Source organism: Aestuariivirga sp., from assembly GCF_037139295.1.
Lineage (GTDB): Bacteria > Pseudomonadota > Alphaproteobacteria > Rhizobiales > Aestuariivirgaceae > Aestuariivirga.
Genome location: NZ_JBAXGR010000095.1, coordinates 1 through 11,281 on the forward strand (window position 1 = coordinate 1; position 11,281 = coordinate 11,281).

At 58.7% G+C, this 11,281-nt stretch carries 11 protein-coding genes and 1 pseudogene; 9 read left to right on the plus strand and 3 right to left on the minus strand.

The window, feature by feature from the left end; genetic code table 11:
- Positions 1–152: 152 nt before the first annotated feature.
- From WCJ41_RS17320 to WCJ41_RS17330, 3 genes are read right to left on the minus strand one after another with little or no spacing between them, the layout of a single operon-like run.
- Positions 153–872, minus strand: coding sequence for a creatininase family protein (locus WCJ41_RS17320; RefSeq protein ID WP_336907088.1), 720 nt, complete (start codon positions 870–872; stop codon positions 153–155).
- Positions 869–1,843, minus strand: a complete 975-nt coding sequence (locus WCJ41_RS17325) for an aldo/keto reductase (RefSeq protein WP_336907089.1) — start codon at positions 1,841–1,843, stop codon at positions 869–871. Before WCJ41_RS17325 ends, WCJ41_RS17320 begins: the two co-directional genes overlap by 4 nt.
- Positions 1,840–2,862, minus strand: coding sequence for a sterol desaturase family protein (locus tag WCJ41_RS17330; RefSeq protein ID WP_336907090.1), 1,023 nt, complete (start codon positions 2,860–2,862; stop codon positions 1,840–1,842). Before WCJ41_RS17330 ends, WCJ41_RS17325 begins: the two co-directional genes overlap by 4 nt.
- A 212-nt stretch (positions 2,863–3,074) precedes the next feature.
- Between WCJ41_RS17330 and WCJ41_RS17335 the strand changes: the two are divergent.
- The 9 genes and pseudogenes from WCJ41_RS17335 to WCJ41_RS17375 form a co-directional block, all read left to right on the plus strand.
- Positions 3,075–3,874: pseudogene (locus tag WCJ41_RS17335) on the plus strand (DeoR/GlpR family DNA-binding transcription regulator).
- 37 nt (positions 3,875–3,911) lie between these two features.
- A complete protein-coding gene (locus WCJ41_RS17340; protein ID WP_336907091.1) occupies positions 3,912–4,976 on the plus strand; it encodes a rhamnose ABC transporter substrate-binding protein in 1,065 nt (354 codons plus the stop codon).
- Positions 4,977–5,106: 130 nt separating this feature from the next.
- A complete protein-coding gene (locus WCJ41_RS17345; protein ID WP_336907092.1) occupies positions 5,107–6,567 on the plus strand; it encodes a sugar ABC transporter ATP-binding protein in 1,461 nt (486 codons plus the stop codon).
- Entirely contained in the window at positions 6,564–7,568 is a 1,005-nt protein-coding gene (locus WCJ41_RS17350; protein ID WP_336907093.1) for an ABC transporter permease, read from the plus strand. The genes WCJ41_RS17345 and WCJ41_RS17350 overlap by 4 nt, the downstream gene beginning before the upstream one ends.
- A gap of 56 nt (positions 7,569–7,624) precedes the next feature.
- Positions 7,625–8,530 carry an ABC transporter permease gene (locus WCJ41_RS17355; protein ID WP_336907094.1) on the plus strand — a complete coding sequence of 302 codons (906 nt, stop codon included), beginning with the start codon at positions 7,625–7,627 and terminating at the stop codon, positions 8,528–8,530.
- Between the two features lie 22 nt (positions 8,531–8,552).
- A complete protein-coding gene (rhaM, locus tag WCJ41_RS17360) occupies positions 8,553–8,867 on the plus strand; it encodes an L-rhamnose mutarotase (protein ID WP_336907095.1) in 315 nt (104 codons plus the stop codon).
- A gap of 43 nt (positions 8,868–8,910) precedes the next feature.
- On the plus strand, positions 8,911–9,237 hold the full coding sequence (locus tag WCJ41_RS17365; RefSeq protein WP_336907098.1) for an L-rhamnose mutarotase: 327 nt from the start codon (positions 8,911–8,913) through the stop codon (positions 9,235–9,237).
- Positions 9,238–9,240: 3 nt separating this feature from the next.
- A complete protein-coding gene (locus tag WCJ41_RS17370; RefSeq protein ID WP_336907096.1) occupies positions 9,241–10,698 on the plus strand; it encodes a GMC oxidoreductase in 1,458 nt (485 codons plus the stop codon).
- Positions 10,699–10,877: 179 nt separating this feature from the next.
- Positions 10,878–11,281: hypothetical protein (locus tag WCJ41_RS17375; protein WP_336907097.1), on the plus strand; the 404-nt coding region annotated here is incomplete at its 3' end.

Sequence of the window (11,281 nt, forward strand, 5' to 3'; positions counted from 1 at the left end):
GCAAAATGTTGAGGGTCATTCTTGTGTATGTTCATCCGGTCCTCCTCGATGAAACCGCAGTGTCACAACCAAAGCTTCCTCGATCCGGACCGGATGGACAACCTATTGAGAGATCACATCTAGCCCTGCGGTGGGACGCGACAAGAGAACCGCTAGGTCGGCAGTTCCTTGTGCACTTGCGCCACCAGCCAGGTGATAGATCCTTCGAGCAGGGCTGCGGCATCTCCTTGCCTGAAATGCCGTGGATCGGGACCGAAAACACCATAGAGCGGATGATCGGGACTGTGGCGGACTTCGCCGAACGGATTCTCATCCGGCTCCAGGGGCCGGGCTTGCAAGGATGGCAGCTTGTCCAATTGCACGAGGTCGCGATGTAGCGCCGCGAGAAGCGTGGTCTCAAACAGTGCTGCATGATCAGGCACGATCTTCAACCCCTCCATGCGGTTGACGGCAAGTGCGATGACCTTCATGCCGCTGTTGTGTCTGGCCTTCGCCAGTCGATCGATCATATCCAGTTGTTCGGGTGGGAAGTGGCCTGAAAACAGCACTACGAGCTTGAAACCGAATGACGCGAGCTTGCCCAGTGTGAAATCGACTTGTGTTTCGATTTCTTCCGGCCGCGGCATCATCATCGACCATGGATAGCCGCCATGGCCGCCGCCGATACCATAATAAAGTGGCGGCAGAACGACGCCGCCGTCCCGCCTGGCGGCCCGCAGACACAAGCCATGCGACGTTAGGGAATCGAGGCCCACCGGCAAATGCTCGCCATGCCATTCGTAAGTTCCAAGAGGAATGTAGGCGACGGGGCGATTCGCCAATTCGGCCCGCAATTGAAAGGGCAGCATGAGCTCGAACTGATGCTCGGTCATTTGTAATAGTTCCGCACCCAGATATGATCTTGCAGCTTGTCCTTGAGGTCCGGTGGAAAGGGCTGGCCATCGCAATAGGCAATGTTGAGATCCACTTCGGTCCGGTTTCTCATGCCGGGAATGAGGGTCGACAGCTCGGGCTCGCTCAGCACAAAACGCATGGCCGCCTCCGCCAGAGTGCTGAAATAGGGCCGACAGAGCACCTTCAGGGCCTCGACGCGTTCGAGTGTTTGCGAAAAGCGCTCGCCACGAAACATGCTGTGAGGCTGGGAACCTGCTTCCCACGATGCATATGTGTCTTTGCTCCAGCTGCCGGTAAGTGAGCCGGAATCGAGTGGAACGCGCGCGATGAATGCCGTCCGCGTGTTCTTTCCCACGGGAAAGAGGCGCTGGCGCGGCCGCTGCTCGAACAGATTGAATATGACCTGAATGCTGTCGACGAGGCCCGCCTCCGAGAGGTCCACGCCTTCGTCTGGCCGGTTGTCGCGCAGCGATACGCCGATCCGGTCAATCTTCCCTTCGCGCCGGAGTTTCATCAGCGTTTCCAGCCAGTCGAGCTCGACCAGGGCCGAGGGCATGAAACTGTGCAGCTGGAACATGTCGATGCGTTCGACGCCCAGCCGCCTCAGGGACTTCTCGATATTGTCGCGCAAGTACCACTCGGGAAACCGGCCGCGCATCTGTGGCGCATCATCAGCGGGCGACGGCCAGACGACGGGGCGCGCCTTGGTGGCGACATAGATCTTGCCGACCTTCCACTGCTTCAAGGCCTGCCCGATGACAGTCTCGCTATGGCCGTTGCCATAGAGCTCAGCCGTGTCGACGAAGTTGATACCCTGGTCGAAGGCATAGTGAAGCGTGTCGATCGAGGTGCGGTCATCTGCCTTGCCCCAGTCGCCGCCGAGCTGCCAAGCACCAAAGCCGATTTCGCTGACCTGCCAGCCGGTGCGTCCGAAACTTCGATACCTCACGAGCCGCCTTCCGCGGCGGCCTTCTGCGCGGCGCGTGTCATGAATCGTTCGTTCATGCGCTCCGTCGCAGCGTCCGAGCCATCATGGAAGGTGCCGAAAGCGCGGTCGAGGTTGACGGGCCCATCGCCGCCGAAGTTGCATTCGAAATACTTGTGATGGAGATAATGGAAATAATCCCCCGTTTTGATGTGCACGCCGTCGCTGAGAACCACGCGCTCAAAGCCCGCATGGCCCTGCGCCGGCGTAATCGCTGCATGTTGGATATGAAAGAGCGCATGGATCGGATGCGAGGGAACGATCCAGTGGATCATCACGCCGGTCCAATAGAAGAGATGTTCGACAGGGTGCATGGCAAGGCCTGACGCAGGACCAGGATCGACATTGTTGTGATGGAGATAGTGCACCCATTTATAGAGCGGCCCCCAGTGGATCAGCCGATGAATAAGGTAGAAGTGGGTTTCGCGCATCAACGGCACGAGCACCATCATGAAAACGAAATAGAACGGGTGTTCGGCGGGCGAGACATAGGGAATATAAGCATTGGCATAGAGCCACATGGTGAGAACTTCGAAGGCCGTCCAGATTGGCGCGGCGCTTGCATAGGTCCAGAACAGATTGTCCAGCGTCTGGTTTCTGAAAAGGAAAATCGGATTGCCGCGCGCGAACCATTTGTTCGTGTATTTCCAGTCGGTGCCCTGGGCTTTCTTCCAGTGCAGCCAACCCTGCCACAACACGATGACGGCAGTGATCAGCACCATGTTGCGGACAAAGATATAGGCGATCCAGCCCGGAGCGAATGTTTGCATGTCGGCCATGGCCGGGGTGAAGTACAGCCAGGTAATGATCGGGACGGCCATGTAGATGACGCCCCAGGGCAGAAAATAGCCGGGGTAGCCGAATACATATTTCAGGAACGCCAGCGGCTGCGCCGGCCAGACAAAGACCGGGGCGATACTGAGAGGCTTGTCTGGCTTCCAGTCTCCCCGCTTGTTGCGCTTTCCTGTGAATTTCTCACCCATACGCCCGAGTCCCTTCAACTTCCTGTATTGCGGTAGTACCCGGCCAATCGCCGAGCTTACGTCTATCGTAGCCCTCCGCCAGAGGCAATCAACGCTGGGGAAACGCGCATGATCGCTTGAATTCCACCACTATCGCGACGCAGAATAACTTCGCATTGCAGCATAATGAATGCAAGTTGACGATAATGATCGATCATGCAAAAAACTCTGTCATGCATCAGCGGGAGCGCTGGAAAGTCATTCTGACCGAGGTGAGGGCCCGCGGAGTGGTCTGCGTTAAGGAACTGGTTGATCTCACTTCGACATCGTCTGCAACTTTGCGACGTGACCTCGACAAACTGGAAGCGATGGGCCAGGTGCGACGCGTTCATGGGAGAATTGAGGCCGTCGAGGCGTCGCAACAGACCAATCTTTCAGCCCGTTCATTCGGCGTCAACCAGACGCTCAATGCCGAACGCAAGAGCTCGATTGCCGAAGCTGCTGCAGCCCTCTGCCAGAACGGCGACTCGATCATCATCAATGCCGGCTCCACCACCTGGTTCATGGCTACCTATCTGCGCCAGCACCGCATGCAGATTCTCTCCAACTCTTTCCCCATAGCCGACGAACTTATCCGCAATAGCAACAACCGCATCGTGCTGCCGGGCGGCGAGCTCTATCGCGAACGGGGAACATCCTCTCACTCTTTGATGAAGACGCCGTACAGCATTTCACTGCCTCCCGGATGTTCATGAGCTGCTACTCGATTGGCCCTCTTGGCGTCATTGAAGGCGATCCGCTGATCGCACGCGCAGATGCCAAGCTGCTGTGCCGCGCCGAGAAGCTGGTCGGTCTGGTCGATTCATCAAAGTTCGAAGCCCGGGGCAGCATTGCCGTTTGCAAGCTGTCGCGAGTCCACACGCACATAACTGAAGTTGCAGCCCCGCCGCAGTTTCTGGCTCAAGCGAGGTCGGAGGGGGTCGAGTTGATTATCGTAGGCCATGAGAAATACAACAAGCTCTCCGCCGCTTGAGGCGGAAACAACATACACATCAGCTAGGGAGGAAAATATGCTGACGACGACAAGACTGCCCAAGAGCCTGCTGCGGCTCGGATGCCTGACGGCGCTCACAACCATCCTGATGGCCGGCGCAGCGAGCGCCGAGGCTGTCAGCGCGAAGAAAGGCGAGACGGCAAATCTCGTCCTGTTGCCGAAATTCCTCGGCATACTGCCTTTCGATCAGGCAAGGCGCGGCGCCGAAGAGGCGCATAAGGAACTCGAGAACAAGGGCGCGCTGCAATATATCGGCCCGACCCCAGAGAACAGCGTTGCTGGCCAGATCGAAATGCTAACGACTGCGACGACGCAGAAGCAGCATGTCGTCATGCTGTCGAACAACGCCGGCGACCAGATCTCGGCGGCAGCCGAAGCAGCTCAGGCCGCCGGAACCAAAGTCGTGACATGGGATTCTCCCATTCCGTCGGCCAAGGGTGAGACAGTGTTTGTGGCCCAGGTCGACTTTACCCAGATCGGCGTCGTGATGGCCGACATGGCACATTCGATGATGGGTGGATCGGGCGAGTTCGTCGTGCTGTCGGCAACGCCAGACGCCGCCAACCAGAACGCCTGGATCGCCGCCATGAACGAGGCGCTCAAGGGCGACAAGTACAAAGACATGAAGCTGGTCGACACCGTCTACGGCGATGACCAGTCCGAGAAGTCCTACAACGCAGCCCTGGCGCTGGTCGACAAGCATCCGAACATCAAGGTCATTATGGCGCCCACCTCGGTCGGCATCGTGGCGGCGGCCAAGGCCTTGCAGGATGAAAAGCTGTGCGACAAGATCAAGGTCTCGGGCCTTGGCGTGCCGGCCGAAATGGTGAGCTACACCATGAACGGCTGCGCGCCGGAGTTTGCCCTGTGGAGCTTCGTCGATCTCGGATATCTCACCTATTACACGAGCTATCTGCTGGCCGCCGGCGCCATCAAGGGTGAAGTCGGCGAAGAAATCGCCGCCGGACGGATGGGCAACTTCAAGATCGAGAAGGATCCGACCCGGGCTGCCGGCAACCGCATCCTGATGGGTCCGTTCACCGTCTACAACAAGGACAACGTTGAAGCCGCTGCGAATTAGCCGCGCCTGAGACTTAAGTCGCGAGGCCGCACGCGCTGCGGCCTCGTCCTCTCTTTCACCAGAATGCAAAATGGGCAGCCCTTTGGTCGCGCCAGTCCTAGAGCTTCGCAACGTCTCCAAGAGCTTTGCCATGACGGCGGCCTTGTCGGACATGTCGCTTGCCGTCGTGCCGGGCGAGATTCATGCCGTGGTCGGCGAAAACGGCGCAGGAAAGTCGACGCTGATCAAGATCATGACCGGCGTCTATCAACCCGACTCCGGCGAAATCCTGAATGAAGGCAAGGCAGTTACGATCCGCAACACTCACGGCGCGCAAGCGCTGGGAATTGCGGCGATGTACCAGGAACCCATGGTGTTCCCCGACCTCGACGTGGCGGAAAACATCTTCATCAGCCATCGCAATCTCGGAACGTTTATGAACTGGGGCAAGCTCTACCAGAGTTCGGATGAGCTGATTTCGCGATTGGGCGTGAGCCTCGACGTGCGCCGTGCAGCTAGCGGCCTGACCCTGGCCGAGCAGCAGACGGTGGAGATCGCCCGCGCCCTTTCCCTCAATGTCAAGGTCCTGATCATGGACGAGCCGACAGCATCGCTGTCGGCGCATGAAGTTGAGCGGCTTCTGAACATTGGCAAGGCCTTGAAGGCACGTGGCGTGGCGGTTCTTTATATCAGCCATCGGCTGGACGAGATCTTCAGGATTGCCGACCGGGTCACGGTTTTGCGCGATGGCAAGCACATTTCCACCAAGCCCATTGCCGAGGTCAATCATGACGGCTTGGTGAAGGACATGGTGGGCCGGGCACTGGACAAGTTCGCCACCAAGACCAAGGCGAATGAGCACGGTCCCTTGCTGCTCTCGGTCAAGAACCTGTCACTTGACGGCGTGTTCCGCAATGTCACATTCGAACTTCACAAGGGTGAAGTCCTGTGTTTTGGGGGGCTCGTCGGCTCGCGGCGGACGGATGTCGGCCTGGCACTGTTTGGCATATCGCCGTCGACCGGAGGCTCGATCGAACTTGACGGTCGCCAGGTCGTAATCAGCACGCCGCAGCAGGCGATGGACTACGGCATTGCCTATGTTTCGGAAGATCGGCGCAAGCTGGGTCTCGCTATGACCATGCCGATCTACGCAAATGCCTCGCTGGCCAGCCTGAAGAAATTCCTGCGCCGCTTTGGCTTCATCGACCGGGCGGCGGAAAACGCCATGGCGGAGCAATATCGCGAGCGGCTGTCGATCCGCTCACCGGATGTGAAGATCGAGGTGGGAAAGCTGTCCGGAGGCAACCAGCAGAAAGTGATGCTGGCAAAATGGCTGGAAACCAAACCGCGGCTTCTGATCTTCGATGAGCCGACTCGCGGCGTCGACGTCGGCGCCAAAGCGGAGGTGCATAATATCATCCGCGAACTGGCGAAGCAGGGCGTTGCCATTCTTGTCATCTCCTCCGATCTTCCGGAAGTCATGGCCCTGGCCGACCGCGTGCTGGTGATGCGCGAGGGCCAGCAGATGGGAATATTCGATATCTCTGACTGCAGCCAGGAACGCGTCATCGCGCTGGCCACGGGACAGGATCAGGTGGCGTCGGCGGCATGATCCAGTTTTTTCGTAGGCTGCATCCGCAGTCCCTTCGCATCCTGGCGCTGGCCATCGTCTTGCTGCTGACGGTCCTTTTCTTTGCCTCGCAAATCGACGGTTACTTCTCGCCGCGCATGTTGAACCGCATCGCCACCAGCGTCGCCGTGATCCTGCCGATCGCCATCGGTCAAGCGATGGTGGTGATGACGCGGAACATCGACCTCTCGGTCGGCTCGGTGGTGGGGATCGCCGCCTATCTGATCGGCGACTATCTCGGCACGCATCCCGATGTTCATCCCGTCATGGTGGTTGTTATCGCGCTGGCGCTTGGCGCCTTCTGCGGCGCCATCAACGGCGCGCTGGTGGCCTATGGCCGGGTTCCTTCGATCATCGTCACGCTGGGAACCCTGGCATTGTTCCGCACTTATCTTGTGGAATATTCGGGCGCCCGCTCGATTACCACGGCCGGTCTGCCGCAATGGCTCGTCGATCTGCCGCAGGCAACGGTCTTCTCGATTGGCAACTTCGACATGCGATTGACGGTGGCGATGTCGCTCGTCGCGGCAATCATCTTCTGGGTGGCCCTGTCGCGCCTGCGTGTCGCCCGCAAGCTCTATGCCGTGGGTTCCAACCCCGACGCGGCAGTGGTCGCCGGGATCAATTCATCGCTCGTGGTCTTCATGAGCTTCGTGCTCAGCGGCATGCTGGCAGGCCTCGCCGGTTTCATGTTCCTAGCCAAGTTCGGCAACATCACCGTCGTCGCTGGCCTTGGCTTCGAGCTCAAGTCGGTAGCGGCCGTTGTTGTAGGCGGTGTCAATATCTTCGGCGGATCGGGCTCAATCCTCGGCGTTGTCCTCGGCACTGTGCTGGTGGACACTATAGACAACAGCCTGACGCGCTGGGCCATCGTCAGCGAATTCTGGCGCGAGGCCCTGCTGGGCATGTTGATCATGATTGCGGTGGCAACCGACACGTTCATGACGCGGTCATTTGGCAGGATGAAAGGAAAGTCCGAATGATGCTGGCAAGGCTCAAGAGCTGGGAAGGCCTGTTGCTCATTATCCTGATCATTACCGTGCTGGCGAACGCCGCGCTCGCGCCGCAATTTCTTACCTTGCAGAACCAGATCAATCTCTTTCAGCTGTCGATCGAGAAGATCATCGTGGCGCTGGCCATGACGCTGATCATCATCAATGCCGAAATCGATCTGTCGGTAGCCTCCATCATGGGTCTTGCGGCCTGCACCTTTGGCATTTTGGTGGAGAGCGGAACGCCTGCCGGCCTGGCCATCATCCTCTGCCTCATGCTGGGCATTGTTGCCGGCGCCTTCAACGCCTTTTGGATCGCTTATGTCCAGATTCCGTCGCTGGTGGTCACGTTGGCCATGCTCATCATGTACCGCGGCATTGCCAGGGTTCTGCTGGAAGACCGCGGCATCACCGGTTTTCCGCAATGGTTCGGCGATCTCGGGCAGAAGGCGTTTCTTGGCCCGTTTCCGCTGGGGATGATCATATTCGTCGTGTTGCTGGTCGTCTTGGGTCTGGTCCTGCATCGCACTGGATTTGGCCGGGAGGTGTTTGTCATAGGCACCAATGCCGAAGTCGCCCGCTTCTCGGGCGTCCGCGTGGCGCGCGTCAAGACGATCCTGTTCATTATTTCGGGAGTAATTTCGGCGCTGGCGGGGCTGCTCTATGCAGGTCGGCTCGCATCGGTGCGCGGCGATGCGGCGACAGGTTTCGAACTCGACATCATCACCATGGTGCTGTTGGGAGGCGTGAGTATTTTCGGCGGACGAGGCACGATAATCGGCGTGTTGTTCTCGATCCTGATCGTCCTCAACCTGCGCAATGGCATGGCTTTGGTGAATGTCACCGGCCATATCCAGACAGCCGTCATCGGCATCCTGCTCATCATGTCGGTCCTCGGGCCCAATCTGGCCGAGCGCATGAGATCGACAGGCCTTGCCAAGGCCAGCGCTTGAGCTTTGTTGTGGAGACGGTCTGATGGAACGTTACGCGTTCAAGATGTTCCTCAAACCCGGCATGGAAGCCGAATACAAGCGCCGCCATGACGAAATCTGGCCGAAACTGGTCGACCTGCTGCATGACGCCGGCATTTCCGAGTATTCGATCTATCTCGATCTCGAGACGAACACCCTGTTCGGCGTCCTGCTGCGCCCTAAGGATCATGGCATGAACAAGCTGCCAGACCACCCGGTGATGCAGCGCTGGTGGGTCTACATGGCCGACCTGATGCAGACCAACGAGAAGAACCAGCCAATCGCCATTCCGCTGGACCCGATGTTCTACATGAAATAATTCTGCCCAGCGTTGCAAGACCAGGAGATTCGCAGTGGCAAACATGATCCGTAAGGCTTTCGCTCTCAGGCTCAAGCCCGAGGCGCTGGATGAGTATATCTACTGGCACAACAACATGTGGCCGGAGCTCAAGGCCGAGATTGCCAAACAGGGTATTGCGGAAATCACGCTTTACCAGATCGACGGCCAGATCATCCTGTTTTCAAGCGTCCGGGATGCGGCGGCTTGGGATCGTCTATGGGACACGGATATTCATCGTCTGTGGGCAAAGGAGCGCATGGAGCCCTTGATGCATTACCGCGATGATGGCGTCGTCGATGCGCGCGAAATGCGGGAGATCTGGCATGTTGAGCCCGGCGCCTGGAGTTGATCGATGAATAGACCGGATGTAATCATTGTCGGCGCCGGCTCCGCCGGCTGTGCGCTGGCCAATCGCCTGTCGAGCGACCCTCGATGCAACGTATTGCTGCTTGAAGCGGGAGGACCAGACGGCCGTGACGACATCCGCGTTCCGCGCGCCTATTTCTCTTTGTGGGATACCGATGTCGACTGGCAATATGTCTCGACGCCACAGCGCGGTACCTCAAACCGCATCCACAAGATGCCGCGCGGAAAAGTGCTGGGCGGCACCAGCAGCCTCAACGGCATGGTCTATTTGCGGGGTGCAGCCTCCGATTACGACGGCTGGGCGAAGCAAGGCTGTGATGGCTGGGACTGGAAGAGCCTAGTTCCTGAATTCGAAGCTCTCGAAGCATGGCTCAAGCCTGCGGTCCTCGATCCACTCAACGAGCTTTCACAGGCGATGGTCGATGCCGCCGTGCAGGCCGGATTTCCCCGCAGTTCGACGTTTGACGCCGGCAGGCTCGATGGCGCCGGCTGGAACAAGTCATGCATCGTCAATGGCGAAAGGCAAAATACCAACCGTGCCTTCATTCAGCCGATCAAGGACCGCAAGAACCTGACCGTCCACCCCAATGTCATCGTGGCAAAACTGGACTTGGATGGAACGCGCGTTCTGGGCGTAGTGCTTGATGATGGCAGCCGGATTGAGGGTGGCGAAGTGGTGCTCTGTGCAGGGGCCTTCGATTCGCCCCGCATACTCATGACCTCCGGCATCGGCCCTTCGGCGCATTTGAAAGCCCATGGCATAAGTCCGCGCGCCGATCTCCCGGTCGGCGATAACCTCGTCGATCACCTGCTGATCGGCATTGTCTACAGCTCCAGGCGAGAGATTTCTGAACTCAATGCTCTGTGTACTGAGGGCTGCGCCTTTGCACGGTCATCGCCCGCCCGTGACGACTGCGATATCGAAATCTCCTTCACCACCAAGCCGCACTTCGCCCCCGAGGCCCATGATGACGTGCCGCGCTTCACCATCATCCCGGGAATCACCAAGCCGAAAAGCCGCGGCACCGTTCGTCTCACTTCCGCCAATCCCGGAGCGCCCTTGGCGATCGATCCCAATTATTTCAGCCATCCTGATGATATGAAGACGATGATCCACGCGGTACGGCTGAGCCGCGAGATCGGACGTCAGCCCGCGCTGACCGAGTGGACCACGGGCGAATGGTGGCCTGGAACCTATGCCGAAACCGACGGCGCCATTGCGAGATATGTGGAGGATGGTGTCAGCACCTGGTTCCATCCGGTCGGAACCTGCCGCATGGGGGTTGGTTCCGGCAGCGTCGTGGACCCCCGTTTGCGCGTGCATGGGATCGATAACCTGCGCGTTGCCGATGCCTCGATCATGCCCGAGATAGTCGGCGTCAACACGCATGGTGGCAGCGTCATGATCGGCTGGAAGGCCGGCAGCCTCATGCTCGCCGGATAGAACCTAAGCCCTCGGCAATCGCCTCCTGAAGCCGAGAGCCTAGCACCTCGTGAGATATATCCGGCAGGAAGCTGGCGACGCCTATGCCTACCGCAGATCGAATCCGACTCGCCAATGGGCCGATATAGGACGACGCTTTCTGGCGATGGCAGACATTCTCAGACTGATCTGGGGCACGATTGCAGATTTCCTCCGATCACGGGCTGATCTGCAGACCGAAATCATCGCCTTGCGCCACCAACTCAACGTGTTGCGTCGGAAAAGACCTGAACGGCCCCAGCAATACGCAGCGCGGGCTGGCTGAGGTGATATTTCTCGGGGCTGTAAACCGTGCAACAGAAGAGTTGAACAGCCGCTTCCGTCGATGCTCAGTTAACTCACGTGATTTCCTGGTGTTTCCATTCCAATGGAAACGGCTGCATCGCCCTCGCCATCGTCAGTCCCTCCGGGTGCTTGCCCGCCAATATCGCTTCCACGATCTGTGGTGCCAGCAATGTCATGCGCAGAACCCGGCTGATATAGGACGAGTTGATGTTCTCGGCATCGGCGAAGGATCAGGCAGCCGTCCTCGTATGCATTTTCC